Origin of the sequence: Bacillus sp. FSL M8-0077 (assembly GCF_038050255.1) — a bacterium.
Lineage (GTDB): Bacteria > Bacillota > Bacilli > Bacillales > Bacillaceae > Bacillus > Bacillus altitudinis.
Genome location: NZ_JBBPAF010000001.1, coordinates 2,136,818 through 2,163,071, shown reverse-complemented (window position 1 = coordinate 2,163,071; position 26,254 = coordinate 2,136,818). Strand labels below are relative to the sequence as shown.

The window sequence follows — 26,254 nt, the reverse complement described above, 5'->3', positions numbered from 1 at the left end:
GGTGAAACATTTTGCAAATCAAAGATCAATTAAAACAGCTAAAACCGTATCAACCTGGTAAACCAATTGAAGAGGTCAAAAAAGAATATCAATTAGACAAAATTGTGAAATTGGCTTCAAATGAAAACCCTTTTGGATGTTCCACACATGCAAGAGAGGCCATACAAGCTGAACTTGAACATTTAGCGATTTATCCAGACGGATACAGCGCAAGTTTAAGAACGGAACTGGCTGAGTTTCTTCAAGTAAATGAAAAACAATTAATATTCGGGAATGGCTCAGATGAACTTGTGCAAATTATTGCTAGGGCATTCCTTGATCAACATACAAATACGGTGATCCCATCTCCGTCATTCCCGCAATACCGTCACAATGCAGTGATTGAGCATGCAGAGATTAGAGAAGTACCACTTCTAAATGGTGGAGCTCATGATCTAAAGGGAATGCTGGATGCGATTGATGACAACACAAAAGTCGTTTGGGTGTGTAACCCGAACAATCCGACAGGAAATCATTTGTCAGAATCTGAGCTCGTATCGTTCTTAGATCAAGTGCCTGCTCATGTGCTTGTCGTTCTAGATGAAGCATATTTTGAATATGTTCGCGCAGAAGACTTTCCGAACAGTTTATCTCTATTAAAAGCCTATCAAAATGTCATTGTATTGCGCACATTCTCTAAAGCATATGGACTTGCGGCACTTCGAGTAGGTTATGGGGTTGCTTCAGAGGAATTGATTACCTCCATTGAACCTGCGAGAGAGCCATTTAATACAAGTCGTATCGCTCAGGCAGCTGCACGTGCAGCCATTAAAGATCAAGACTTCATTCAATCGTGCAGGGAAAAAAATGAAGCAGGTCTCAAGCAATATCAAGAATTTGCAGACCGTTTTGGATTATTTATCTATCCGTCTCAAACAAACTTTGTGCTGATCGATTTTAAAAGAGATGCAGATGAACTGTTCAATGCACTTTTGAAAAAGGGCTATATCGTTCGATCTGGTCAAGCTCTCGGATTCCCAACTTCTTTGCGTATTACTGTTGGAACAAAGGAGCAAAATGAAGAAATCCTAACTACACTTGCCGATTTATTACAAGGCATTCGTGCGTAGCATAACAATGAAGTCATATCCTGTTTATGGGATATGGCTTTCGTTGTAGCTCATCCAATATACATATAAGCTATTGAAACAGCTTGTTTAATTTTCGCGAAAAATCAGGTGATGAACATGAATGAAGCAAACGAAACCATATTAATCGCTGGACTTGGTTTAATTGGTGGTTCTATTGCACTGTCGATTAAAAAAGAGTTTCCTCATAAAAAAATTGTAGGCTATGATGTCTCAAAAGAACAAATGATTGCTGCAACAAAACTCGGCATCATTGATGCGACTGCCGAGTCCTTTATGGAAGGCTTAAAAGCATCAGCAACGATTATTTTGGCAACGCCAGTTCAACAAACGGTCAAAATGTTAAACGATATTGCGGTATCTGGAATTGAAAGAGAGCTCACGATTACGGATGTAGGGAGCACAAAGCAAAAGGTCGTTCATTTTGCTGAAAAAACGCTGCCTGATCATTACCAATTTATTGGCGGGCATCCGATGGCAGGGTCTCATAAATCAGGTGTCATTGCAGCGAAAGATTTTTTATTTGAAAATGCATTCTACATTTTAACGCCAGCAAAAGTCACAAGCCGTCAGGCTGTTGACCGTTTGAAGGATCTGCTGAAGGGAACCAATGCTCATTTCATTGAAATGACACCCGAAGAACATGATGCTGTGACAAGTGTGATTAGTCACTTTCCACACATCGTCGCTGCCAGTCTTGTGCATCAAGCACATCATTTTGAAGAAGAATTTCCTCTTGTGAAACGGTTTGCTGCTGGAGGCTTTCGAGATATTACCCGTATTGCATCAAGTAATCCTGCAATGTGGCGCGACATCCTTTTGCACAATAAAAACAAGATTTTAGACCGGTTTTATGAATGGAAAAAAGAGATTGACCGCATTGAATCCTTTGTGCAACAAGAAGATGCTGAGGGGTTATTCTCTTATTTCCAAGAGGCCAAGGAATATCGTGACGGCCTGCCTCTGAGGAAAAAAGGAGCTATCCCTGCTTTTTATGACCTTTATGTGGATGTGCCGGATCATCCTGGTGTTATTTCGGAAATTACAGGATATCTAGCAAATGAAAACATTAGTATTACAAATATCCGTATTATTGAAACACGAGAAGACATTAACGGGATTTTACGCATTAGTTTTCAAACAGATGATGATCGAAAGCGGGCAGAACTCTGTATAAAAAATAGAGCAAATTACGATACATTTTATGCTGATTGAGGTGAGGAACATGAAAATTCATAAAAATGCTCCTATGAATGGAGAAATTCATATTCCAGGAGATAAATCTATTTCTCATAGATCTGTGATGTTTGGCGCTATTGCTGACGGGACTACAGTAGTAAAAAACTTTCTTCCTGGCGCTGATTGTTTAAGTACGATTGATTGTTTTAGAAAAATGGGTGTCGACATCGAACAAAAAGGTACAGATGTTGTCATTCATGGCAAGGGACTAAAAGGACTTAAAGAGCCGAGCGATATTCTCGATGTTGGTAACTCAGGCACGACCATTCGTTTAATGATGGGAATCTTGGCTGGCTGTGAGTTCCACAGTACGCTGATCGGTGACGAAAGTATTGCCAAAAGGCCGATGAAACGGGTAACAGGTCCGCTAAGACAATTAGGAGCCAAGATAGATGGCAGAGCAAATGGCGAGTATACACCACTTTCTATACGTGGGGGCAATTTAAAAGCCATCTCTTATGAGTCTCCAGTTGCAAGTGCGCAAATTAAGTCGGCTGTCCTTTTAGCTGGACTGCAGGCAGAAGGAACAACGACGTTAACTGAACCACATAAATCAAGAGACCATACCGAAAGAATGTTATCTATGTTTGGGGTCTCACTACATGAAGATGCACAAAGTGTTTCAATTGAAGGTGGACAAACGTTAAAAGCAACAAATGTATTTGTCCCAGGAGATATTTCTTCAGCTGCATTTTTCCTAGTGGCTGGATCTATCGTTCCAAACAGCCGGATTGTATTGAGAAATGTCGGTTTGAACAAAACGAGAACTGGTATTATAGATGTGCTAAAACAAATGGGTGCAGACCTCGACATTCAAGAAGTGGATGCTAAAGGCGGAGAACCTTACGGTGATTTAACGATCTCTACCTCTTCATTAAAAGGGATCGACATTTCAGGTGATATGATTTCTAGACTCATCGACGAAATTCCTATTATTGCGCTCCTAGCTACTCAAGCAGAAGGAACAACGATCATTAAAGATGCCGCTGAATTAAAAGTGAAAGAAACCAATCGGATTGATACAGTCGTTTCAGAACTTAAAAAGCTAGGTGCTCATATTGAAGCAACAGATGATGGAATGAAGATTCATGGTAAAACCAGTCTTAAAGGCGGCGCAGTCGTCTCAAGCTACGGAGATCATCGAATTGGTATGATGTTAGGAATTGCGGCATGTATAACAGAGCAAGCAATCGAGATTGAAGATACAGATGCAGTACGTGTATCTTACCCAAATTTCTTTGAACACATTGAATACTTAACGCAAACAGTCTGAGGATTTCCTCAGGCTTTTTCTTTCCTTTTGCATATTTGAAAGAACTATAGCATAGCTTGTCTCAAGGTGAAACCTTGAAAAAAAGCATTTTGCTGATTCAAAAACAATTTTTTAGCGTATCCGGTTTACAAATCGTCAGTTTAGTAAAGTATTGATTGAAAAAGAGTCTTCAAAACACAAAAATGGCTTCATGTTAAAAGAGCAACATATTTGCTGGATATGCAGCTGTCGATTATGATATGAAGTAACAACAGTTTAGGTTTTTGGAAACAGAAAGGAACGGTTTGATTTGAATAGTTCATTACAAGAAGCCATAAAATTAGTTGAGGCGGGTGAGACTGAAAAGGGACTCCAAACACTTGCTCAAGCAGAGAAACATCTTCATGATGAAGAAAAAGCGCAGGCAGCTCAGTTATATTATGACTGGGGAGATATTGATAAAGCACGAAATCTCATTAGTGATTTACATGATTTATATCCAGAGGAAACGGGATTAACCTGTTTTTATGCAGAGCTGTTAATAGACTCTGATGAAGAAGAGAAGGCAATAGCAGTCCTAGAAACGATCCCTGAAAATGACGATGCGTATCCAGAGAGTTTATTGTTAATGGCAGATTTGTATCAAATGCAAGGACTATTTGAAGTCAGTGAACAAAAGCTTTTAAAAGCGAAAGAGTTACTACCTCATGAAGCCGTCATTGATTTTGCTTTAGGGGAATTGTATTTTTCTCAAGGTCTTTCAAAGAAAGCAGCCGACTATTTCTACAAAGTGGCCGATCAACAAAATGAAATTGGCGGAGTCAATGTATATCAGCGGCTTGCTGAATCATTAAGCACAGCTGGAGAATTTGAAGATGCCCTTGAATGGTATGAAAAGGCTGTAAAGGATCATGTGGATCCAAATACACTTTTTGGCTACGGATTTACAGCGATGAGGGCTGGCAGAACGAAAACAGCTATTCAGCAGCTTTCTGAGCTAAAAGATATTGATCCTTCTTATTCGTCACTTTATATGCCTTTAGCCAAAAGCTATGAGGAAGAAGGACTATATCATGAAGCTTTGGAGGTAGTAAAAGAAGGAATTAAAGTGGATGAGTATAACAAAGAGTTATATTTATATGGGGCAAAGATTGATTTGAAAAATGGCCATTCGGAAGATGCGAAAAAATTGCTTCAAGAAGCACTTGCTCTTGATCCAGGATATATTGAAGCGGTTCAAACGCTGCTTGCGATCTATTTAAATGAAGAGCTGTTTGATGAAATTCTGGATGTGATTAAAGAGGTTAAAAGTTTTGGGGAAGAAGATCCAAAATGGAATTGGTATGCTGCTTCTGCTTCTGTCGGACGAGAAGAATATGATGAAGCCGCTGAGTATTTCAAACTTGCTCTGCCTGATTTTGATGAGGAACGTGACTTTTTATATGAATATGCTTCGTTCCTTTTAGAAGAAGGCAGACAAAAAGAAGCCTTGCCGTTATTACGAAAAGTTCTTCAGAAAGATGGCACGAATGAAGAAATTGAAGAAACGATTTTAAGAATTGAAGACGAAATTTCCTTATAGTTTGCAGGAATGAAGAACTGGTTTGTTGAATAATTCATGTATAGCAATTTAATTTTACGATAGAGGAGGGAATAACATGCAGACCCCTGTTTCTGTCAATGAAAAGAAGGAATTTATCCGGTGGTTCTTAAACCATTATCAGTTAAAGCGAAGAGAGTGTGTTTGGATATTAAATTATTTAATGAGTCACGACTCTTTGATGGAAAAGGTTCATTTTGTAGAGCAAGCAGAATTTTGCCCAAGGGGAATTATTATGTCAACACACTGTGTGGATGAAGTTCCCTTTAGATTTTATAAAGAAAATATCATGACGACAGATGCAGAAAAATCATTTCATGATATTCGTTTGAATAAACAGCAAGATTTGTTTATTCAATTGAATTTCCGATCTGCATATCGTTCGCCGGAATATGCCGCTGTACTTGAAACAAATCCTCATATTCCTAAAGATCTTTATGAAAATGAAAAAGATAAAGATCTTGCTGAGAAAGTGCTAGAGCATTCTATTGCTACTTTCCAAAAAGAACGGCTGATGAAAGAAATCGATGAAGCGCTTGACCGTCATGATCAAGAAACATTTAATAAGTTAGCAAAAGAATTAAGCCTATTATCATAAACCAAGCCAATAAGCCTTGCCCTATACAGGCAGGGCTTATGTGATGAAAGAGGGGAACTAGATGAAGTTTCAGGCGGAGGACGCGGATCTCTTTTTACAATCTAAAGATTACATTGATACCGCTATCATTCCATTAGTTGGGGTAAATGCCAGCCATATCAAACAAACCGTGTCTTTAGGTGAGTTTACAATGCTTGTGGCAGAAGATCTTGAAAGGCAACTGAAAGGCAGAGTGTTTCTTTTTCCTCCACATACATATTTAGAAGTAAATCATCGTAAGCAAGAAGACATACTTGCAGTAAAACAATCATTGCAAGAACATTTTCAGCATGTTGTGTTTATCACATCTGATAACAAGTGGAAAGACCAGTTAGAAGTGAGTGAATCGGCATTTATTTTACAGTCTGTTCCGCTTGAGCATTTAAAGATCAATTTAAAGCAAAAAGTCATTCAAGACAGTGTAGAACAAATTTTGAACTTTTTGTTACAAAAATGGAACCCTTCATAAAAACCCTTACATTTGCATTGTACATAGCTTTTTAGGCTGTTGACCTTGTGAATAGATTGATATATTATGAGGGTGTCCTAGTTTTATGAAATTTTTTCTAATTCAGTTATAAAGTAGCTGACGACCTGAGGGGGGGAGAAAAAAATGAGCGAGAAGAGACATGGAGTGTCCAGGCGTCAATTTTTGAATTACACGTTGACCGGCGTGGGGGGATTTATGGCCGCTGGAATGCTCATGCCTATGGTTCGCTTTGCGCTTGACCCTGTGCTAAAAGGAACAGAGGATCAGGATATGGTTCAAGTTGTCAGTGTAGATGAACTGACAAAGGAACCGAAGCGCTTTGACTTTAAAATTGATCAAGTAGATGCATGGTATGAGTCAAAGGAATCTAGGTCTGCATGGGTGTACAAAGAAGGGGATGAAATTGTCGCTTTATCGCCAATCTGTAAACATTTGGGATGTACAGTGAACTGGAACAGTGATCCGAAAAATCCAAACAAATTTTTCTGCCCATGCCATTATGGGCTGTACGACAAGGATGGTACAAACGTACCCGGAACTCCACCGCTTGCACCGCTTGACCATTATAAGCAGCAAGTGAAGGACGGATACCTCTATCTTGGAAAAGCTGTGCCGAAAGGGGAAGGGTAACGATGCTTAACAAGATTTACGATTGGGTAGATGAGCGGCTGGACATCACACCGATATGGAGAGACATTGCGGATCATGAAGTGCCAGAGCACGTCAATCCAGCACATCATTTCTCTGCTTTTGTGTATTGTTTTGGCGGTTTAACGTTTTTTGTGACGGTCATTCAAGTCCTTTCGGGCATGTTTTTAACGATGTATTATGTACCGGATATTAAAAACGCATGGGAATCTGTCTATTATTTGCAAAATGAAGTGGCATTTGGACAGATTGTTAGAGGGATGCACCACTGGGGTGCGAGTCTAGTCATTGTTATGATGTTTTTACATACGCTGAGGGTCTTTTTCCAAGGGGCGTATAAAAAGCCTAGAGAGCTAAACTGGATTGTCGGTGTGCTCATTTTCTTTGTAATGCTTGGACTTGGTTTTACAGGATATCTTTTACCGTGGGATATGAAGGCGCTGTTTGCGACGAAGGTTGGTCTTCAAATTGCAGAGGCGACACCTTTCATTGGGAAAGAGATTAAAACGCTGCTTGCAGGTCATCCTGACATTGTAGGTGCACAAACGCTGACGAGATTTTTCGCTATCCATGTCTTTTTCTTGCCAGCGGCATTATTTGGGCTGATGGCTGCCCACTTTATTATGATTCGTAAGCAAGGAATTTCTGGACCGCTGTAAAATTTTGCGTTTGATGAATGTTCAATGAGGAGGGGATGACTTTGCATAGGGGAAAAGGGATGAAGTTTGTCGGAGATTCTAGAATACCGGCAGAAAGAAAACCTAACATACCTAAAGACTATTCCGAATATCCGGGAAAAACCGAAGCCTTTTGGCCGAACTTTCTTTTAAAGGAATGGCTTGTAGGTGCTGTTTTTTTAATTGGATTTCTTGTCCTAACTGTTGTTCATGCACCTCCGCTTGAGCGGATGGCTGATCCGACAGATACGGGCTATATTCCGCTGCCAGACTGGTATTTTCTATTTTTGTACCAGTTGTTAAAATATGAGTTTGCTGCAGGGAGCTATACGGTGGTTGGCGCAATGATTATGCCTGGAATTGCGTTTGGTGCTCTTTTACTCGCACCATTTCTTGATTCTGGTCCTGAACGCAGGCCATATCGAAGACCAATTGCAGTTGGAATGATGATTCTTGCAGTTGGTGCAGCAACCTATTTAACATGGGAGTCTGTTGCTACTCATGACTGGGAAGCAGCTGCGAAGCAAGGTGAAATTAAGAAAGAAGCAGAGATTGATACCTCAGCTGAAGAGTATAAAATTTATCAAGAGCAGACATGTATCTCCTGTCACGGAGATAATATGCAAGGCGGGGCAGCTGGACCGTCACTTGTTGACAATGGTTTAGCACCAGAGGAAATTGCGAAAATCGCTGTAGAAGGAAAAGGCAACATGCCTAAGGGCATTTTTAAAGGCAGCGATGAAGAACTTGAAAAGCTCTCGAAATATTTATCTGAGGTCAAATCTAAATAATTCAGTTGTTTAAATGCAAGTACAAGGATATACTCAAAAGGAGAAAAAAGCTGGCGCTGTCAGCTTTTTTCTGATTTTAACAGATCGTGAGTGAAGAGAAATATGAGATGGATTCAATATCTGCTAGCCACACGCTACATGCTTGTGCTGGTGCTCATTGTCAACTTTCTTGGTACTGTGTACGGCTACTACTGGTATATCCCGCAGCTCGTTGAGACGCCGGCTATCTTTTTACCTTTTGTTCCAGACAGTCCGACGGCAAGCTTTTTCTTTTTATTTGTATTACTAGCCTTTCTAATGAAACGCCATGTTCCTTATTTTGAAGCACTGGCCCTTGTCACCTTGATCAAATATGGATTATGGGCTGTAGGGATGAATCTTTTCGTGCTCGTTTCTGTTGATGATTTTCCGTGGGAAGGATATATGCTAATTGGTTCGCACTTTGCGATGGCAGTACAGGCTGTGTTATTTGTGCCGTATTATCGTTTTCACATGCGTCATTTGGTTGTAGCAGGCATATGGATTTTACATAATGATGTGATTGATTATGTATTTGGAATGATGCCGCGTTATTCTATGCTTTCTGCCTATTCAAATGAGATCGGCTACGTGACGTTTTGGTTAAGTATTGCCGTTCTTCTTGTTTCGTATTATCTTGTCATCTCGAAAAAATCGGTCAAGCTTGAACTCCCTTAACAATGTTGGTCTAACCTTGTCCTTTTCTTCATACGCTGTATGGAGAAAGGCTAGGAGGGACTTGCATGAAACGAAAGTCAATCGCGATGATTCTATTATTATTTCTTGTCTTGCATCCAGCTGCTGCAAAAGGTGAGGAAACAACAGCTGCTAAAGCGCTGCAAGAATTAACGGAACTATCAGATTCAATCTTTCAATTAACGAGACAAGCTAAATATGATGAGGCATTACAAGTTGCATTGTATGCTGAAAAGACATTTAAAGCTGAGAATTGGCGTGGAACTCTGACGAATACGCAGGTTCGGCAAATTACACTTGGCTATCAAGATATCATTAAAGGACTCCCGCAGGAAGACTTAAATGAGCGCGAAAAACTTCGGTATGCCTCTCAGTTTAGAATGCTTCTCGATGCGATACAATCAAATTCAGAACCTCTTTGGGGATCTCTCGAGAAGCCGATTATGGGGTCTTTTCCGACATTAAAGAAAGAAGTAAAAGATCCAGAATCGACGACGTTCTATGAAACTTGGAATGAGCTGGTTTCATTGTATGATATGATTTATCCGAGTTTAACCATTGATATCTCGCCTGAAAAGCTGCAAACGATTAAGCAGCACATGGAAGTAATTGAACAAGGTGAATTTTTAAAAGCATCGAGTGGGACAAAGCTTGAGCGTCTCACGAAACTCGAAGAAGATTTATCAAGTGTGTTTGCGAACGTTGATCAAGATGAAGCGGATCCATCGCTTTTATGGGTCATTTTAACAACAGGAAGTATGATTTTACTCACTTTAACGTATGTTGGTTTTAGGAAATACCGTGCTGAAAAAGAAAAAAGGCAAAAGAGACAAGCCGATTATCCAAAGTCATAAAAAAAGAAGCACCGTTATCGGGCTTCTTTTTTAGTGGGGATTGAGCGGCTTTTTATGTTCATCTAATGTGAAGCCTTCACCAAGTACGTCATGCACGTCACTCACGGATACAAATGCATGAGGATCGACTGAAGTTACGACGCTCTTGAGGTGGACAAGTTCATTTTTTGGAACGACGCAGTAAAGGACGTTGCGTTCCTGTTTCGTATAGGAGCCGACTCCCTTTAAAATGGTCACTCCGCGCTCCATTTCCTCTGTGATTTTCTTTTGAATGATGTCATCCTTCTCAGAAATAATCATCGCTCCTTTGGCAGCGTAAGCGCCTTCTTGCATGAAGTCGATGACTTTTGCAGCAACAAATACGGCCACAAGTGTATACATGGCTTCTTTGTAATTTAAATAGGTGAGAGAGATAGTAATGACGCACGCGTCGAAGATAAACATCGTTCGTCCCATTGCGACTTGGTAATGTTTGTTGATCAGTCTTGCAATAATGTCAACGCCGCCTGTTGTCCCACCGAATTTAAAGATGATCCCGAGGCCTGTTCCGATAAACACACCTGCAAAGAGTGCGGCTAAGGCTAAATCGTGCTGAAGAGGCATATGTATTTGAAAGCGCTGGAAGATGGCTAGAAAGACAGAAAGACTGACGGTTCCTACAATTGTATATGTAAACATGGTTCTGCCAAGCATTTTCCAGCCGATAAAAAAGATCGGAATGTTTAACACAAGGTTTGAAATAGATGGATCAATGTGAAATAGAAAATATAAAAGCAGTGTGATACCTGTAAATCCGCCTTCCGCCAAGTTGTTCTGCATATTAAAATGAACAAGGCCGAAAGAAAAAATCGCAGATCCTATTAAAATAAATACGATATTTTTAAGACGAATTTCTTTTAGCAAAAGATCACTCCTTTTTTTGCTTAGACAGCGATAATATTATATGGTATGGAAGAGAAACAAGCAAACTGAGTTTAAAACATTTGTCAAATATTTATGATTTCGCTAACATGTAAGAGATGGATAGGAGGATGAGCTTCATGACGAATGAAAAAACGCTGCGTCACGTGCAGCAAGAAGTAGATGATTACATAGGACAATTTAAAGAAGGCTATTTCAGCCCGCTTGCCATGATGGCCCGTCTGACAGAAGAATTAGGTGAGCTGGCAAGAGAGGTTAACCATTACTATGGAGAAAAGCCGAAAAAAACAACGGAAACAGAAAAAAGTATGGAAGAAGAAATTGGCGATGTTTTATTTGTGTTAACATGTCTCGCTAATTCATTAGATATATCACTAGAGGAAGCCCATGATCGTGTGATGCATAAATTCAATACAAGAGACAAAGACCGCTGGACGAAAAAAGAAGGGAAGTAGAGAAGATGACGAATCAAACCATCAAAGTCGTAATCGCTGGAGCAAGAGGAAGAATGGGGATAGAGGCTGTCAAGCTGGCAGAAGAAACAAGCCATTTTGAACTGGTAGCAGCACTTGATCACACACATGAGGGGAAAAAGCTATCTGATGTGCTTCATACAACATCTGATGCGCCCATTTATACGGATATTGACGTGTGTCTTTCAGAAACAGCACCAGATGTATTAATTGATTTGACGACCCCAGAAATCGGGAAAGTACATACAAAAAAAGCCCTTGAACATGGCGTACGTCCAGTCGTAGGCACAACAGGTTTTTCAGAAGACGACCTAAAAGAACTTCAGCAATTAACAGAAGAAAAAGGGATAGGCTGTATTATTGCGCCTAACTTTGCTGTTGGTGCTGTTTTAATGATGAAGTTTGCCAAAATGGCAGCAAATTATTTTCCTGATGTTGAAATCATTGAGCTTCATCATGATAAAAAATTGGACGCTCCGAGCGGTACAGGACTAAAAACAGCTGAAATGATCGCAGAAGTAAGAGAAAGCAAAAAGCAGGGGCACCCTGAAGAAAAAGAACTAATCGAAGGTGCACGAGGAGCAGATTATGATGGCATCCGCCTTCACAGCGTAAGACTTCCAGGCATGATTGCACATCAAGAAGTGCTGTTTGGAATGGACGGACAGACGCTCACGATCCGTCATGATTCTTATAACCGTGCATCCTTTATGTCAGGTGTGAAGCTTTCTGTTGAACAGGTGATGCATATTGATCAACTCGTCTATGGCTTAGAAAATATTATCGACTAATAAGGAGTGGACCCCTGATGAACATTGCTTTAATCGCTCACGATAAGAAAAAAAGTGACATGATTCAATTCGCCATTGCGTATCGAGATCTTTTGGCAGATCATACACTTTATGCAACAGGAACAACAGGTTTAAGAGTGAAAGAAGCGACTGGGCTTCCCGTTCATCGTTTCCAATCAGGACCACTTGGAGGAGATCAGCAGATTGGTGCCATGATTGCTGATAATGCAATGGATCTTGTGCTCTTTTTTAGAGACCCTCTCACTGCACAGCCGCATGAACCGGATGTATCTGCACTCATCCGGCTTTGTGATGTGTATGCCATTCCATTAGCGACCAATATGGGGACTGCCGAAATTTTAGTCAGGAATTTAAATAAAGGTACGTTTGATTTTCGAGATGTAGCAAAAAACGGAGGAACGCATGAAACCACTTGATATCCTTGCATTCGGTGCCCATAGCGATGATGTAGAGATCGGTATGGGTGGCACGATTGCAAAATACGTAAAAAAAGGGGCACGTGTTGGGATTTGTGACTTGACTCAGGCTGAATTATCTTCAAATGGAACGGTTGAAAGCCGAAAAGAAGAGGCCAGAGCAGCCGCTGCCATTTTAGGCGTCACGACTCGAATCCAGCTCACGCTGCCAGATAGAGGACTTTATCTCAATGACGAAGCGATGAAAGAAATTGCAGGTGTCATCCGAACATACAAACCGAGACTTATTTTTGCCCCGCACCACCAAGATCGGCATCCTGATCATGGTCATGCGGGTTCACTTGTTGAAGAGGCCGCTTTTTCTGCAGGTATACATAAATTTGAAGATTCATACAAGCAGCCAGCGCATAAAATAAGCCAGATGTATTATTACATGATTAACGGCCATCATCGTCCAGATTTTGTGATCGATATTTCAGACGAGATGAATCAAAAAATTGATAGCTTACATGCGTATAAAAGCCAATTTGTCAAAACAGAGAGTTCAGTGGAGACACCGCTTGTAAATGGTTATATTGATTTTGTCAAAATGAGAGAGTCGATGTATGGAAGGGAAGTCAATAAAGCTTTTGCAGAAGGGTTTCTGACAAAGAAGCCACTTTTGATGGACGATGACTTACTTGGGGGGTAATTATGAAAAAATTGAAGATCGGAATCACTTGTTATCCAAGTGTTGGCGGATCGGGCATTATTGCCACAGAGCTTGGAAAACGTTTAGCTGAAAAAGGGCACGATGTTCATTTCATTACCTCGAGTATTCCGTTTAGACTCAATAAAGTGTATCCGAATATTTATTTTCATGAGGTGGATGTCAATCAATATGCTGTGTTTCAATATCCGCCTTATGACCTTGCACTGGCAAGTAAACTCGCAGAAGTGGCAAAACGAGAGAAGCTTGATATTATTCATGCGCATTATGCGGTCCCTCACGCCGTCTGTGCGTTCTTAGCCAAACAAATGACTGGACAGTCTGTGAAAGTCGTCACCACGCTTCACGGGACGGATATTACGGTTTTAGGCTATGATCCATCTTTAAAGGAAGTCATCCGGTTTGCGATCGAATCATCTGACCGCGTAACGGCTGTATCACATTCATTGGCTGCGCAGACATACGATCTAATTAAACCGAATAAAAAGATTGATACGATCCATAATTTCGTCGATGAGCGCGTTTATTTGCGTGAAGATCACGAAGTGCTGAAGACGCATTATGGTCTTCTGCAGGATGAGAAGGTCGTCATCCATGTATCAAATTTCCGTAAAGTGAAGCGGGTGCATGACGTAATCCATGTGTTTAAACAGATTTCTGAACAGGTGAATGCAAAACTGCTGCTTATTGGGGACGGCCCTGAAAAATCGGTTGTTTGCGAACTTGTGAAAAAGCTTGGATTAACGGACCGCGTGTTATTTTTAGGAAAGCAAGAGAAAGTGGAGGAGCTCTATTCGATTAGTGATTTGAAGCTGCTACTTTCTGAGAAAGAGAGTTTTGGTCTTGTACTACTTGAAGCAATGGCATGCGGAGTACCTTGTATAGGAACAGACGTTGGAGGAATTCCAGAGGTCATTGCACATGGAGAGACAGGATTCCTTGTTCCGCTTGGTGATGTAGATGGAGCAGCGAAACATGCCATCTCTATTCTGAAAGACAATGCGCTCCATAAGCAAATATCGATGGCAGCCAAGACTAGTGTTGAAGCCAATTTCTCTTCTGACAAAATTGTGAGAGAGTATGAAAAGCTTTACTTAGAATTGATCGAAGGTGATGTTGAAGATGAATGAACCATTCACACATGCAATCCCTATTTTACATACGCTGCACGAACATGGGTATCAAGCTTATTTTGTCGGCGGTGCGGTGAGAGATGTCCTTTTAGGCAGGGAAATTGGGGATATCGATATTGCGACAGATGCCACACCTGATGTGGTGGAGTCTTTATTTGATAAAACAGTAGATGTCGGCAAAGAGCATGGCACTGTCATTGTTTTACTTGACGGGATCAGCTATGAGGTCACTACGTTTCGGACTGAATCAGAATATGAAGACTTTCGCCGGCCTAAAGAAGTGGCGTTTATTTCATCACTAAAAGAAGATCTTTTAAGAAGAGATTTAACGATCAATGCATTAGCCATGGATATTCATGGTGACATGATTGACCATGTAGGCGGCAAACGGGATATTAAGCGGAGACGAATTCAAACGGTTGGAGATCCTGCGTGCCGCTTTCAAGAAGATGCGCTACGGATGATGAGAGCGGTGCGTTTTTTAAGCCAGCTTGGATTTGAGCTTTCTAAAGAGACAGAAGAAGCAATGAAAAAAGATAAACATCTGCTTGCCAACATATCTGTTGAACGCAAAAAGATTGAAATGGAAAAACTTTTAAAAGGCCGCTTCTGTGAGCAAGCCATTAAGGTGCTCATCTCCACCAAATTGTATGAAGAATTGCCGGGCCTCAAAAAGGATCAGGTGAATGAAACGTTCCAAGCTTTCCCGTATTATTTATTGGATGGGTTAGATGAGGTGTGGGGAGCCTTTGTCCATTTGCTTGGACTAGATGAGGCGGAGGCGGTGTCCTTTTTAAAAGAATGGAAGTTATCAACGAAACTTTTAAAAGAAGCCGTTGCCATTAGCAAATATGTTGATTGTGACTGGGATGTGGAAAAAATGTTTGAAGCGGGTGAACATGTCCTGCTTTCTAGTATGAAAATCACACAGCTCAAACATGAGCGTCGCATTTTCTTTGATGAGCTGGAGGCGGCGAAACGTTCATATGATGCGCTACCGATTAAACAGCTTCAAGACCTTGCAGTGTCAGGAAAAGATTTGATGGCCTTTCGTCAAAAGCCAGCTGGTAAATGGATTGCAGAAGAGCTTGCTTCTGTGAAAAAAGCCGTTTTGCAAAACCAGCTTGAAAACCGAAAAGAAGCCATAGAGGAGTGGCTCATAGCGTGCGATCAGCGATTAGAAAACGATTAATTGAACTATTTACAGCATCTGAGCAAGATTTTGTCTCAAGCCAGCAAATATGTGATGAGCTTGGCTGCTCCCGAACGGCAGTATGGAAGCATATAGAGGATTTGCGAAAAGAGGGATATGAGGTCGAAGCGGTCAGAAGAAAAGGATACCGGCTGCTTCGTAAACCGGACAAAATTAGTGAAGACGAAATTCTGTTTGGTTTGGAAACAGAGCTGTTTGGCAGGCATATTTATTTTCAAGAAGAAGTCGCCTCAACTCAGCTCATTGCCCATGACCTCGTCAATAAAGGAGCCCCGCACGGCTCGCTTGTTGTCAGTGATCATCAGACAAACGGAAAAGGACGCCTTCAAAGAACGTGGCACTCACCAAATGGGACAGGCATATGGATGAGTTTGATTCTCCGGCCAGAAATACCGCTGCACAAAGCGCCGCAAATGACGCTTTTAGCATCTGTCGCGATCGCTGAAGCCATAGCGCAGCAAACGGGTCTCAGTCCATCGATCAAATGGCCAAACGATATTTTGCTAAACGGAAAAAAGGTCGTTGGTATTTTGACTGAATTAAAAGCAGAAGCTGACCAAGTTCACGCAGTCATTATTGGCCCAGGCATTAATGTGAATCAGACGGCAAATGATTTTCCTGATGAATTAAAGGATGTTGCGACGAGTTTGCGAATGGAGCTGGGTGAAAAGGTAGACAGAGCGGCACTGATTCAAACCATCATGTCCACCTTTGAAAAAAGGTATGATGAATATATGGAATATGGATTTGCACCGATCAAACAATTATGGGAATCGTTTGCGATGACCATCGGTAAGCGTATCGTCGCGCGTACCGTCAATGGACAATATGCTGGAACGGCGCTTGGGATTAATGATGAAGGCGTTCTTTTACTTGAAACGGAGGGCGGAATCCAAAACATCTACTCCGCTGACATTGAGATCAAGTCAACTTAAGTGGAACACCCGGCACATTTTTGATATACTTCGTGTGGGCAGTATCTGTAAAAGAACTGTACCTGTTAGGAAGAAAAATTCGATAAATTTCTGCCTTGATCCTAAGGGACTTGGACAGAGGGATGATTCGTCTGCACATGAGAGATAAAAGCGTGTGAAATCAGACAAGCCATCTCCTCTCCAGAATGAGGAGGAACAAATGAAGACAAAGTTAGATTTTTTCAAAATGAAAGAACAAAACGAACCTATTGTGATGCTGACAGCATACGACTATCCAGCTGCAAAGCAAGCGGAAAAAGCGGAAGTCGACATGATCTTAGTTGGTGACTCACTTGGGATGGTTGTCCTTGGACTTGATTCCACAGTGCAAGTGACGATGGATGATATGATTCATCACACAAAAGCAGTCAAAAGAGGCGCAAAAGACACATTTGTTGTGACGGATATGCCATTTATGTCTTATCATTATTCATTAGAAGAAACGATGAAAAATGCAGCACGCATTATGCAAGAAAGCGGTGCTGATGCCTTAAAGCTTGAAGGTGGAGACGGAGTATTTGAATCCATTCAAGCACTTACAAGAGGCGGCATTCCTGTTGTAAGCCATTTAGGGCTCACCCCTCAATCAGTCGGTGTCCTTGGCGGCTATAAAGTGCAAGGAAAAGACAAAGAGAGTGCACAGAAATTGATTGAAGATAGTCTGAAATGTGAGGAAGCAGGTGCCATCGCCCTTGTGTTAGAGTGTGTACCTGGTGAACTGACTAAACGGATTACTGACATGCTAAAGATTCCTGTGATCGGAATTGGGGCAGGGGCTGAAGCAGATGGACAAGTTCTCGTTTACCATGATGTGGTAGGGTACGGCGTGTCTAGAACACCTAAATTTGTGAAACAATACGCGCAAATCGATGCTGTATTAGAAGAAGCGCTCATACAATATACAAAAGAAGTAAAAGCACGCACATTCCCAGAGGATGCTCATACTTTTCATATGAAAGAAGAAGTCCTTGATGGTTTATATGGGGGGACTAAGGAATGAAAGTTGTCTCCCATATTCATGAATTAAAAGAAATGATGAAGCAGCATCAAAAGAAGCAGCAATCCGTTGGATTTGTCCCTACAATGGGTTTCCTTCATGAAGGACATCTTACGCTTGCAAAAGAAGCAAGAGATCAAAATGACATTGTGGTGATGAGCATCTTTGTCAATCCATTGCAATTTGGACCGAACGAAGACTTTGAATCCTATCCAAGAGATATGAAAAGAGACCAGCGTCTTGCTGAAGAAGCTGGAGTAGATATATTATTTACACCTGATGTGAAGGAAATGTACAAAGATGAGCCATCGATTACGATGACTGTTCAAAAGCGTACAGACGTCTTATGCGGGAAGAAACGCCCAGGACACTTCGACGGCGTTGTCACGGTGCTGACAAAGCTGTTTCACCTTGTCGCACCAACCAATGTATACTTTGGTCTAAAGGATGCACAGCAAGTCGCAGTTATCGATGCGATGATCAAAGATTTCTTTTTTGATCTTCACCTTGTGTCTGTTCCAACTGTTCGAGAAGAAGACGGTTTAGCGAAAAGCTCAAGAAACGTGTATTTGTCTGAAACAGAAAGGCAAGAAGCACCTGCTTTATATCGGGCATTAAAAAAAGGACAGACAGCTGTAGAAAAGGGTGAACATGATGTAAATCGTATTTATCAATTAGTGGAAGAGGAGATTCTTCAAACGAGTGGAGAAATCGATTATATTGACATTTACTCCTACCCAGAGCTTGAACCCCTTCAGCACTTAACGGGCCAAGTGATCATTGCCATTGCTGTGAAGTTCTCCCGGGCAAGACTGATTGATAATGTGATTTTCCATGTTCCTGAAAGCGGTGAAAAACATGTATAGAACTTTTATGACCTCGAAACTTCATAAAGCGACAGTGACTGAAGCAAACTTACACTATGTAGGCAGTATTACCATCGACGAAGATTTGCTTGATGCGGCAGGCATGATGGCAAATGAAAAAGTGCAAATTGTCAATAATCACAATGGCGCTAGACTTGAAACATATATCATCCCTGGAGAAAGAAAGAGCGGTGTCATTTGTTTAAACGGTGCGGCAGCAAGATTAGTTCAGCCAGGAGATGAAGTCATTATTATCGCTTATGGGATGTTGTCAGAGGAAGAAGCGAAATCACACACACCTAAAGTGGTCGTGTTGAATAAACAAAATCAAATTGAACAAATGATTGGGCAAGAGCCTGCGAGAACGATTTTATAACGCACGCTCACATGGAAACAGAACAGTTTCATCAAAAGGAAGCTGTTCTGTTTCAGCTATATTGCCCAGAGTGTGTTTCACTATGAGTGGAACGAGGAATTGAGGTGTCCATTTTATGACCGATCAAAGGTTTGTTGTCGTTGATATTGAAACCACCGGGAATTCACCAAAAAAAGGTGATAAAATCATTCAAATTGCTGCGGTGGTCATTGAAAATGGACAAATTGTCGAACGGTATTCAAAATATGTGAACCCAGGGAAAACGATTCCTGGATTTATTGAACAGCTGACAGGTATTAAACAGCACATGGTTGATGACGCGGTGTTTTTTGAGGACATTGCCCAAGAGGTGTATGATCTCATACAGGGCGCTTATTTTGTTGCGCACAATGTTCATTTTGATTTGAACTTTTTAAACGATGAACTAAAAGCATGCGGGAAAAATGAGCTGGATGTGCTAGCAATTGATACGGTTGAAATTTCTAGAATTCTTTATCCTGAGCTTGAAGGTTATAAGCTAACTGAATTAAGCGAAGAGCTCATGCTTCCACATGACCACCCGCACAGGGCGGATAGTGATGCGGAAGTTACTGCCATGTTATTTTTAACCTTATTACATCAATTAAGGAATACACCGCCAAATGTGTTAAAGCAGCTGCGCAGATTATCCTCTTATCTTCTAAGTGATATAGGACTTTTAATTAAGCAGCTTGAAACCAATCACTCTAGTCAGGATGATTTGCTTGTAGAAGTAGGATCTTTTGCTGTGAAAGATGTGACCAATCACATCACTGAAACGACATATGCAGTAGGCGCTGACGACGAGCAGCTATTTGAGGAGATAAAAGAGAAGCTCCCTCAAACATTAGAAGGCTATGAAGTAAGAGAAGGCCAGCTCACGATGATGAATAAAGTAAGAGATGTGTTCCATGAAAGAGCCTATGCGTTAATTGAAGCGGCGCCAGGAATCGGGAAAACACTCGCTTATCTTATACCAGCTGCTTTAGAAGCAAAGAAATCAGGAAAACCTGTCATTATCAGTACATATTCTATTTTACTGCAGCAGCAAATGCTTCAGCGCGATGTTCCGTTGCTCAAGCAGTTGCTCCCATTTGAGCCAGCTGCCTGTGTATTTAAAGGGCGGGCACATTATATTTGTTTAGATAAGTTTGAGCATGTCCTGCATGAGGAAGATGATAACTATGATGTTGTCTTAACAAAAGCGCAAATTTTAATGTGGCTCCTTGTCACTGAAACAGGTGATTTGTCTGAACTGAATTTACCATCAGGGGCTGCAAATATAAAAGACCGTATCTCTTGTGTGCACATGCCATTTACATCGAAAAAACGTCGTTTTAAAGAACATTGTTTTTATGAACGGGCTAAACGAAAGGCTCAAACCGCGGATTTAATTTTGACGAATCACCGTCTGCTTTTATCCCAAACGGAAGGAGCTTCTATCTTTCAGCATGCAGACGTCTATGTGATTGATGAGGCCCACCAATTTGAAAAAACAGCCAATGAAACGCTAGGTGACAGTGCGTCTTATATCCAGCTTCATGCGAAATTAACGCAGCTTGGCTCCTTGCATGGTGGGCTGCTTAAGACATTAAAAAAGAGGTTTCATGGGGCAGGTTTATCAACTGACACCTTTATTGAAATGGACGAGTATCTTCAGCAGCTTCAGATGGAAAGTGACGCATTTTTTAGTACCGTACATTCTTTTGTCAAAAGGACAAAACCAAAAGCAGACATCAATCGTCTCATTCATAGAGTCCGTCATCATTCAAAACATGCTCAGTGGGTCCGAATTAAAGAATCAGCGAGTAAGCTTTGTTCATTATTGATTGCTTGTGAGAAACTGTATGAGCAGCAAAAAAATGAGCTGCTTCACAAAAGTGATCAGTTCATAGAACACTTTGCATTTGAAGCAGAAGAATACGATCAAGTGATGTCATTTATGCAGACATTCTGCAGTACGCTGTACCGGTTTATCTTTGAACCAAACAATGATGAAACTGTTTGGATTGAGATTGATGCAAAGGGTGCCAAGAATGCTGTCTTTATGCACGCACAGCCGCTGGATACAGGGGAGCTGCTAGCTGATCGGTTCTTTATGAACAAAAAAAGCGTCGTCCTCACATCAGGGACGCTTACCATCAATCAACGCTTTGATTATTGCTTGGAACGATTTGGCCTGCAAGATTTTTACCCACACCTTGTCCAAATTGATTCACCTTTTGAACTTGAAAAACAGCTTAAGGTCGTTGTACCGGCTGACATGCCGCCGATCACAAACCGTGATGAACGTGAATATGTGAAGCAAGCTGCAAAATATATTAAGATTATGGAAAAGCAGAATCAAGCGAAAATATTGGTGTTATTTAATTCACATGAGATGTTAAAAGCAGTGTATGAAGAGCTGAAATCAGAAGGCATGCAATCGGCATTGTTTGCTCAAGGTTTGACAGGCGGGAGTCCTGTGAAATTGACGAAAATGTTCAAATTGGCTAAGCAAGCCATCTTGCTAGGAACAGGGAGTTTCTGGGAAGGAGTAGATTTTCCTGGCTCAGAGCTGACGACCGTCATTATGGCAAGGCTGCCTTTTCGCCCGCCTGATTCACCGCTCATTGAAGCAAAATGCGAAGCGGCAAAAAAACAGGGGAAGAATCCCTTTAAAGCCGTCGCTCTCCCGGAAGCTGTGTTAACCTTTAAGCAAGGAGCAGGCCGCTTACTGCGCTCGGAAAAAGACATCGGAACATTGCTGATTTTAGACCGCCGAGTGAAAACCGCTTCGTATGGAAAACTATTTTTAGAATCACTTCATCATGCGCCAGTTCACGAGATGTCTAAAGAGTCGCTTGAGGCGTATATAGAAAAGCTTAACAACGAAAAGCCGCTGTCATAAGCGGCCTTTCGCTGGTGTGGGTTTGGAGTTAATTTATCGTTAACGGCTTTTTATGTTCCGTTGTAAAAATAGTATCGGTTCTCACATTGAAAAGTATGACTAACAATATTTACGTACCGAGGAGGAATTAGAAGTGGAAAGTAAAATAGAGGTACTTTCAACTGTTCAAATTAAGCATTCAGAAGACCTATACAAAATCGTCGATTTACTGAACAGAACGCTTAAAAGGGAAGATCTTATGTTTGGATTAGCACTAGATCAAGAAGATCAAAATCAAGCGATATTTACCATATATCGCACATAGGGGAAGCTTGACATGAAAAAATTAGTTTGGATTATTTCATCCGTTGCTGCGCTCGTTTTACTCATTGGTATCATTAGCTTTTCATGGATTTATCAAATGGCCATGGGACAAAAAGAAGAAGGTCATGAGGCAGCGATTGAACGAGCAAAAAAGCAAGCATCATTAGCACAAGTAGAGCAAGTGGATACCTTTGTTGGGAAAGAAAAGCAATTTATTGTGGAAGGTAAAAACAAACAAAACGAAGCGATCTATGTGTGGGTACCTGCCAGCAAAAAAGAAAAAGTCATTGCTAAAAAAGCAAAAGAAGGCATTACTTCAAATCAAGCAGTACAAGCGGTTCAAAAGGAGAACACCATTTCTAAGCTGAAAAATGTTCAATTAGCAAGAGAAGGTGACGTCCTCCTTTGGGAAGTAACGTACTTAAATGAGAACAGCCAATATAGTTTCAGCTATGTTGATTTTACGACAGGACGAGTGGAAAAAAATTTAACACCATAGTTTCTTCTGTCTTGCGTTGACCATGCTGATTTAGAACGGTTATAATAAAATGTATGAAAAAAGAATCACACCTATCTAACAAGGTGAGTTTCTTTCTGGCTTTGGAGGGAAATATGTTGAAAACAACTATTAATCAAGTGTTCAAACACGTCGATGAAGAAGTAACAATCGGCGCATGGATTGCCAATAAACGTTCAAGCGGGAAAATTGCATTCTTGCAGCTTCGCGACGGGACAGGCTTTATTCAAGGAGTCGTTGTAAAAGCAGAGGTGGAAGAGGAAGTCTTTAAGCTTGCGAAATCAGTGACACAAGAGACATCGGTCTATGTCACAGGACAAGTAACAAAAGATGAGCGTTCACCACTTGGTTTTGAATTACAAGTGAAATCCATCGAAGTGATTCACGAAGCAACAGATTACCCAATTACACCAAAAGAACATGGAACAGAATTTTTAATGGATCACCGTCATTTATGGCTGCGTTCTAAAAAACAGCATGCCATTATGAAAATCCGTAACGAAATTATTCGTGCTACATATGAGTTTTTCCATCAAGAAGGCTTCGTGAAAGTGGATCCGCCAATCTTAACAGGAAGTGCTCCTGAAGGAACAACAGAGCTGTTTGCTACTAAATATTTTGATGAAGATGCATACCTTTCTCAAAGTGGACAGCTTTACATGGAAGCTGCTGCGATGGCACTCGGAAAAGTATTCTCATTTGGTCCAACATTTAGAGCAGAAAAATCGAAAACGAAACGTCATTTAATCGAGTTCTGGATGATCGAGCCTGAGATGGCATTTGTTGAATTTAATGAGAACCTTGAGTACCAAGAAAATTATGTGTCTCACGTTGTTCAAAGTGTACTTGAAAATTGTAAAGTAGAACTGCACACACTTGGCCGTGATACAGCAAAATTAGAAAACATCAAAGCACCATTCCCGCGTATCACATATGATGAAGCGATTAAATTCTTGCAGGATAAAGGATTTGATGACATTGAATGGGGAGATGACTTCGGTGCGCCGCACGAAACAGCGATCGCCGAAAGCTATGATAAACCAGTCTTTATCACTCATTACCCAACCTCATTAAAACCATTTTATATGCAGCCTGCACCAGACCGTGATGATGTCGTCCTTTGTGCAGATTTAATTGCGCCAGAAGGCTATGGAGAGATTATCGGCGGTTCTGAACGTGTTCATGATTTAGATCTGCTTGAAGCAAGACTAAAAGAACATGGGTTAGATCAAGAAACGTACAAATGGTACACAGAATTAAGACAGTATGGTTCTGTACCACATTCAGGTTTTGGTCTTGGACTTGAACGAACAGTTGCTTGGATTAGCGGAGCGCCGCATGTGCGTGAAACAATTCCATTCCCAAGATTATTAAACCGTTTATATCCTTAAGACGTGAAAGCCTCCAACATATGGAGGCTTTCAGATTGTTGACAAAGGGCTAAAATGAACTTTATTTTAGCCCTTTGTCTTCTTTTCAGCGTGATAGAAAACCTTTGCAGTCTAGGAAGGACGAGTACTGGCGCGGAGCGAATTTCACATTCGTGAGCACCAGCACGCAGGACTGACAACGAATGCGAGGGTTTGTCTACACGCTGAAAGCCTCCAACATATGGAGGCTTTTTCAAACGTCTTAAGGGCAGCACGTATGAGAAAACGTGATATACTGAAAGTGAAGAGGTGTATCCGATGAAAAGGCAGCAATTTATAGAAATGCAGAAAATGGGTTCGACCAGTTTGCCTAATTTGCTGATTGCTCATTATGAGCAGTTAGGACTGAATGAATCACAAATGATGGTCATGTTAAAGATTAAAATGAATGAAGAACAAGGCGTCTTTTTTCAGACATTTGAAGAGCTTTCACATGGTATGACCATTTCGGCTGAAGAATGTGCTTATATGGTGCAGTATTTGATTCAAAAAGGGTTTATTTCGATCCAGCCGTTTGAAGACAGGTCTGGTATTCAGCATGATCGGTACTCGGTAGAGCCCTTATGGGGTGTGCTGTATGACTTTTTAGAAGCAAAACAGGCGAAAGACGTACAAAAAAATTATGTGCAGGCTGAAAAATCTTTATATGCGCTATTTGAAGATGAGTTTGGCAGACCACTTTCTCCTCTTGAAGGGGAAACACTCTCGATCTGGATGGACCAAGACCATCATGATGCTGAGATGATTCGTCTTGCCCTAAGAGAAGCCGTTTTATCAGGAAAATTAAATTTCCGCTATATTGATCGAATTTTATTTGAGTGGAAAAAGAAAGGGCTGAAAACAGCGGAAGAAGCGAAAGAGCATAGCCAGCATTTCCGTTCGCAGCAAAAAGCCCCACCTTCAAAAGAAGAAACATCTTCTTATAAACGACAAGTTCCTTTTTATAATTGGCTGGAACAATAACCAATAAAGGAGAAGGCATGTTATCAAAAAAACAAATCAATGAATGTTTAGATATTATAGGAGATATGTTTCCAGAGGCTGAGTGTGAGCTTGTTCATTCCAATCCATTTGAACTAGTGATTGCTGTCGCACTCTCAGCGCAATGTACAGATGTTCTAGTGAACAAAGTGACCAAACATCTATTTCAAAAATATAAAACACCAGAAGACTATTTAAGTGTGCCGCTTGAAGAATTGCAGCAGGATATTCGTTCGATCGGTCTTTATCGTAATAAGGCAAAAAACATTCAAAAATTAAGCCAAATGCTGATTGAAGATTATGGCGGTGAAGTGCCAAGAGATCGAGATGAGCTAATCAAGCTCCCAGGGGTTGGACGGAAAACAGCAAATGTCGTTGTGTCTGTCGCTTTTGGAATTCCCGCCATTGCAGTAGATACACATGTTGAGCGCGTCAGCAAACGACTTGGGATTTGCCGCTGGAAGGATTCTGTTCTTGAGGTAGAGCAAACCTTAATGAAGAAGGTGCCTAAAGAGGATTGGTCTGTGACCCATCACCGTCTCATCTTTTTCGGCAGATACCACTGTAAGGCGCAGCGGCCGCAGTGTGAATCTTGTCCACTTCTTGATATGTGCAGAGAAGGGCAGAAGAGGCTGAAAAAAGGGCTGGTGAAGCTTGCATGAGCGGAGCAGCTGTTTTCACCTCATATGTCGAAAAGCTAAAAGAGAAAAAGGTAGAGATAAACGGCGAAAAAAAGGATATATTGAGAATCAATCCACTCGCATTTGATCTATCTTCGGAATCTTTACTAGATGAGCAACCGTGGCAGAAAACGGAAGAATTTGTTCCTTTGATGTTTGATCTGTGGAATGAATTAAAAGACAACATGCTTCCTCGCTTTCAAACGAGAAAATCTCGGTGTGAAGAGGATGATATGCTGCAAGGCATTGTCAGTATGATGGCAATGTTTTACTGGATTAAAGGAGAGAAGCTTCAAACCGTTGATTGGGAGGAAATTAAACAACAGACGTTTCCAGTAGCTCCCATTAACTGGACAGAACGATTAGAGTTTATTTTGCTTAAACCTACTCAATATCATTGCTTTATTCAATTGGACGAGTTATACACAGAACTCAAAAAGCAGTATGGAAAATATGAAGCACTCAGAAAGTTAAAACAAAATCGTTAAAAAAGCACTTGCCGCATAGGGCAAGTGC

Annotated in this window: 29 protein-coding genes; 28 read left to right on the top strand and 1 reads right to left on the bottom strand. The window is 41.0% G+C overall.

All coding sequences use genetic code 11. The features are described from left to right. Positions 1–11: 11 nt before the first annotated feature. The 11 genes from hisC to ypjB all read left to right on the top strand — a co-directional run bounded on the left by hisC (position 12) and on the right by ypjB (position 10,029). Positions 12–1,109: a histidinol-phosphate transaminase gene (hisC, locus tag NST57_RS11030; protein ID WP_341298559.1), complete on the top strand. Its 1,098-nt coding sequence runs from the start codon at positions 12–14 to the stop codon at positions 1,107–1,109. A gap of 117 nt (positions 1,110–1,226) precedes the next feature. After that, the gene (locus NST57_RS11025) at positions 1,227–2,342 is read left to right on the top strand and encodes a prephenate dehydrogenase (protein ID WP_341298558.1); all 1,116 of its coding nucleotides are present in this window, start codon (positions 1,227–1,229) and stop codon (positions 2,340–2,342) included. A 10-nt stretch (positions 2,343–2,352) separates the two neighbouring features. Then, positions 2,353–3,639, top strand: coding sequence for a 3-phosphoshikimate 1-carboxyvinyltransferase (aroA, locus tag NST57_RS11020; protein WP_142155369.1), 1,287 nt, complete (start codon positions 2,353–2,355; stop codon positions 3,637–3,639). Between the two features lie 289 nt (positions 3,640–3,928). Next, the gene (locus tag NST57_RS11015) at positions 3,929–5,200 is read left to right on the top strand and encodes a tetratricopeptide repeat protein (RefSeq protein ID WP_341298557.1); all 1,272 of its coding nucleotides are present in this window, start codon (positions 3,929–3,931) and stop codon (positions 5,198–5,200) included. A 76-nt stretch (positions 5,201–5,276) separates the two neighbouring features. Continuing rightward, positions 5,277–5,816, top strand: a complete 540-nt coding sequence (locus tag NST57_RS11010; RefSeq protein ID WP_008344562.1) for a ReoY family proteolytic degradation factor — start codon at positions 5,277–5,279, stop codon at positions 5,814–5,816. A 61-nt stretch (positions 5,817–5,877) separates the two neighbouring features. After that, positions 5,878–6,324, top strand: coding sequence for a YpiF family protein (locus NST57_RS11005; RefSeq protein ID WP_341298556.1), 447 nt, complete (start codon positions 5,878–5,880; stop codon positions 6,322–6,324). Between the two features lie 144 nt (positions 6,325–6,468). Continuing rightward, positions 6,469–6,975 carry a ubiquinol-cytochrome c reductase iron-sulfur subunit gene (locus tag NST57_RS11000; protein WP_007500911.1) on the top strand — a complete coding sequence of 169 codons (507 nt, stop codon included), beginning with the start codon at positions 6,469–6,471 and terminating at the stop codon, positions 6,973–6,975. A gap of 2 nt (positions 6,976–6,977) precedes the next feature. After that, positions 6,978–7,652, top strand: coding sequence for a menaquinol-cytochrome c reductase cytochrome b subunit (qcrB, locus tag NST57_RS10995; protein WP_003215804.1), 675 nt, complete (start codon positions 6,978–6,980; stop codon positions 7,650–7,652). A 41-nt stretch (positions 7,653–7,693) separates the two neighbouring features. Continuing rightward, a complete protein-coding gene (locus NST57_RS10990; protein WP_008344567.1) occupies positions 7,694–8,461 on the top strand; it encodes a menaquinol-cytochrome c reductase cytochrome b/c subunit in 768 nt (255 codons plus the stop codon). Positions 8,462–8,563: 102 nt separating this feature from the next. After that, positions 8,564–9,157 carry a DUF1405 domain-containing protein gene (locus NST57_RS10985; protein ID WP_341298555.1) on the top strand — a complete coding sequence of 198 codons (594 nt, stop codon included), beginning with the start codon at positions 8,564–8,566 and terminating at the stop codon, positions 9,155–9,157. A gap of 65 nt (positions 9,158–9,222) precedes the next feature. Beyond that, on the top strand, positions 9,223–10,029 hold the full coding sequence (gene ypjB / locus NST57_RS10980) for a sporulation protein YpjB (RefSeq protein WP_341298554.1): 807 nt from the start codon (positions 9,223–9,225) through the stop codon (positions 10,027–10,029). A gap of 30 nt (positions 10,030–10,059) precedes the next feature. Here the strand turns inward: ypjB and NST57_RS10975 are convergent, their stop codons facing one another. Next, positions 10,060–10,932, bottom strand: coding sequence for a YitT family protein (locus NST57_RS10975; protein ID WP_003215598.1), 873 nt, complete (start codon positions 10,930–10,932; stop codon positions 10,060–10,062). A gap of 137 nt (positions 10,933–11,069) precedes the next feature. On the opposite strand from NST57_RS10975, the gene NST57_RS10970 reads away from it, so the two are divergent. The 17 genes from NST57_RS10970 (at position 11,070) to NST57_RS10890 (ending at position 26,226) form a co-directional block, all read left to right on the top strand. Continuing rightward, positions 11,070–11,405, top strand: a complete 336-nt coding sequence (locus NST57_RS10970) for a nucleotide pyrophosphohydrolase (protein WP_003215805.1) — start codon at positions 11,070–11,072, stop codon at positions 11,403–11,405. A 5-nt stretch (positions 11,406–11,410) separates the two neighbouring features. After that, positions 11,411–12,214 carry a 4-hydroxy-tetrahydrodipicolinate reductase gene (gene dapB / locus NST57_RS10965; RefSeq protein WP_017359745.1) on the top strand — a complete coding sequence of 268 codons (804 nt, stop codon included), beginning with the start codon at positions 11,411–11,413 and terminating at the stop codon, positions 12,212–12,214. Positions 12,215–12,231: 17 nt separating this feature from the next. Next, complete coding sequence (gene mgsA, locus NST57_RS10960; RefSeq protein WP_008344580.1) at positions 12,232–12,651, top strand: methylglyoxal synthase; 420 nt, start codon at positions 12,232–12,234, stop codon at positions 12,649–12,651. Further along, positions 12,638–13,342: a bacillithiol biosynthesis deacetylase BshB1 gene (gene bshB1 / locus NST57_RS10955; protein WP_142155364.1), complete on the top strand. Its 705-nt coding sequence runs from the start codon at positions 12,638–12,640 to the stop codon at positions 13,340–13,342. Before mgsA ends, bshB1 begins: the two co-directional genes overlap by 14 nt. Before the next feature lie 2 nt (positions 13,343–13,344). Then, entirely contained in the window at positions 13,345–14,490 is a 1,146-nt protein-coding gene (gene bshA, locus NST57_RS10950) for an N-acetyl-alpha-D-glucosaminyl L-malate synthase BshA (RefSeq protein ID WP_341298553.1), read from the top strand. Then, complete coding sequence (locus tag NST57_RS10945; protein ID WP_142155362.1) at positions 14,483–15,685, top strand: CCA tRNA nucleotidyltransferase; 1,203 nt, start codon at positions 14,483–14,485, stop codon at positions 15,683–15,685. The genes bshA and NST57_RS10945 overlap by 8 nt, the downstream gene beginning before the upstream one ends. After that, positions 15,658–16,641, top strand: a complete 984-nt coding sequence (locus tag NST57_RS10940) for a biotin--[acetyl-CoA-carboxylase] ligase (protein WP_142155361.1) — start codon at positions 15,658–15,660, stop codon at positions 16,639–16,641. The genes NST57_RS10945 and NST57_RS10940 overlap by 28 nt, the downstream gene beginning before the upstream one ends. A gap of 199 nt (positions 16,642–16,840) precedes the next feature. Further along, complete coding sequence (gene panB, locus NST57_RS10935) at positions 16,841–17,680, top strand: 3-methyl-2-oxobutanoate hydroxymethyltransferase (protein WP_017367493.1); 840 nt, start codon at positions 16,841–16,843, stop codon at positions 17,678–17,680. Next, on the top strand, positions 17,677–18,543 hold the full coding sequence (panC, locus tag NST57_RS10930; RefSeq protein WP_341298552.1) for a pantoate--beta-alanine ligase: 867 nt from the start codon (positions 17,677–17,679) through the stop codon (positions 18,541–18,543). Before panB ends, panC begins: the two co-directional genes overlap by 4 nt. Next, the gene (gene panD / locus NST57_RS10925; protein WP_017359738.1) at positions 18,536–18,919 is read left to right on the top strand and encodes an aspartate 1-decarboxylase; all 384 of its coding nucleotides are present in this window, start codon (positions 18,536–18,538) and stop codon (positions 18,917–18,919) included. The genes panC and panD overlap by 8 nt, the downstream gene beginning before the upstream one ends. 115 nt (positions 18,920–19,034) lie before the next feature. Further along, positions 19,035–21,827, top strand: coding sequence for an ATP-dependent DNA helicase DinG (gene dinG, locus NST57_RS10920; protein WP_341298551.1), 2,793 nt, complete (start codon positions 19,035–19,037; stop codon positions 21,825–21,827). Positions 21,828–21,960: 133 nt separating this feature from the next. Beyond that, on the top strand, positions 21,961–22,131 hold the full coding sequence (locus tag NST57_RS10915) for a YpmA family protein (RefSeq protein ID WP_008344594.1): 171 nt from the start codon (positions 21,961–21,963) through the stop codon (positions 22,129–22,131). A 12-nt stretch (positions 22,132–22,143) separates the two neighbouring features. Next, complete coding sequence (tseB, locus tag NST57_RS10910; RefSeq protein WP_142155357.1) at positions 22,144–22,629, top strand: cell wall elongation/penicillin-binding protein regulator TseB; 486 nt, start codon at positions 22,144–22,146, stop codon at positions 22,627–22,629. 116 nt (positions 22,630–22,745) lie between these two features. After that, entirely contained in the window at positions 22,746–24,038 is a 1,293-nt protein-coding gene (gene asnS, locus NST57_RS10905; protein WP_024718525.1) for an asparagine--tRNA ligase, read from the top strand. Between the two features lie 297 nt (positions 24,039–24,335). Beyond that, the gene (locus NST57_RS10900) at positions 24,336–25,040 is read left to right on the top strand and encodes a DnaD domain protein (RefSeq protein ID WP_142155356.1); all 705 of its coding nucleotides are present in this window, start codon (positions 24,336–24,338) and stop codon (positions 25,038–25,040) included. Positions 25,041–25,057: 17 nt separating this feature from the next. Further along, positions 25,058–25,720, top strand: coding sequence for an endonuclease III (nth, locus tag NST57_RS10895; protein WP_008344602.1), 663 nt, complete (start codon positions 25,058–25,060; stop codon positions 25,718–25,720). Further along, positions 25,717–26,226 (top strand): YpoC family protein, encoded by a 510-nt coding sequence (locus NST57_RS10890; RefSeq protein WP_341298550.1) that lies wholly within the window; start codon positions 25,717–25,719, stop codon positions 26,224–26,226. The genes nth and NST57_RS10890 overlap by 4 nt, the downstream gene beginning before the upstream one ends. Positions 26,227–26,254: the final 28 nt, after the last annotated feature.

Coding starts and splice junctions, on each gene's coding strand:
- NST57_RS11025 (WP_341298558.1), top strand. CDS start 1,227: ATGAATGAAGCAAACGAAACCATATTAATCGCTGGACTTGGTTTAATT.
- aroA (WP_142155369.1), top strand. CDS start 2,353: ATGAAAATTCATAAAAATGCTCCTATGAATGGAGAAATTCATATTCCA.
- NST57_RS11010 (WP_008344562.1), top strand. CDS start 5,277: ATGCAGACCCCTGTTTCTGTCAATGAAAAGAAGGAATTTATCCGGTGG.
- NST57_RS11005 (WP_341298556.1), top strand. CDS start 5,878: ATGAAGTTTCAGGCGGAGGACGCGGATCTCTTTTTACAATCTAAAGAT.
- NST57_RS11000 (WP_007500911.1), top strand. CDS start 6,469: ATGAGCGAGAAGAGACATGGAGTGTCCAGGCGTCAATTTTTGAATTAC.
- qcrB (WP_003215804.1), top strand. CDS start 6,978: ATGCTTAACAAGATTTACGATTGGGTAGATGAGCGGCTGGACATCACA.
- NST57_RS10985 (WP_341298555.1), top strand. CDS start 8,564: ATGAGATGGATTCAATATCTGCTAGCCACACGCTACATGCTTGTGCTG.
- ypjB (WP_341298554.1), top strand. CDS start 9,223: ATGAAACGAAAGTCAATCGCGATGATTCTATTATTATTTCTTGTCTTG.
- NST57_RS10970 (WP_003215805.1), top strand. CDS start 11,070: ATGACGAATGAAAAAACGCTGCGTCACGTGCAGCAAGAAGTAGATGAT.
- dapB (WP_017359745.1), top strand. CDS start 11,411: ATGACGAATCAAACCATCAAAGTCGTAATCGCTGGAGCAAGAGGAAGA.
- mgsA (WP_008344580.1), top strand. CDS start 12,232: ATGAACATTGCTTTAATCGCTCACGATAAGAAAAAAAGTGACATGATT.
- bshB1 (WP_142155364.1), top strand. CDS start 12,638: ATGAAACCACTTGATATCCTTGCATTCGGTGCCCATAGCGATGATGTA.
- bshA (WP_341298553.1), top strand. CDS start 13,345: ATGAAAAAATTGAAGATCGGAATCACTTGTTATCCAAGTGTTGGCGGA.
- NST57_RS10945 (WP_142155362.1), top strand. CDS start 14,483: ATGAATGAACCATTCACACATGCAATCCCTATTTTACATACGCTGCAC.
- panB (WP_017367493.1), top strand. CDS start 16,841: ATGAAGACAAAGTTAGATTTTTTCAAAATGAAAGAACAAAACGAACCT.
- panC (WP_341298552.1), top strand. CDS start 17,677: ATGAAAGTTGTCTCCCATATTCATGAATTAAAAGAAATGATGAAGCAG.
- panD (WP_017359738.1), top strand. CDS start 18,536: ATGTATAGAACTTTTATGACCTCGAAACTTCATAAAGCGACAGTGACT.
- dinG (WP_341298551.1), top strand. CDS start 19,035: ATGACCGATCAAAGGTTTGTTGTCGTTGATATTGAAACCACCGGGAAT.
- tseB (WP_142155357.1), top strand. CDS start 22,144: ATGAAAAAATTAGTTTGGATTATTTCATCCGTTGCTGCGCTCGTTTTA.
- NST57_RS10900 (WP_142155356.1), top strand. CDS start 24,336: ATGAAAAGGCAGCAATTTATAGAAATGCAGAAAATGGGTTCGACCAGT.
- nth (WP_008344602.1), top strand. CDS start 25,058: ATGTTATCAAAAAAACAAATCAATGAATGTTTAGATATTATAGGAGAT.
- NST57_RS10890 (WP_341298550.1), top strand. CDS start 25,717: ATGAGCGGAGCAGCTGTTTTCACCTCATATGTCGAAAAGCTAAAAGAG.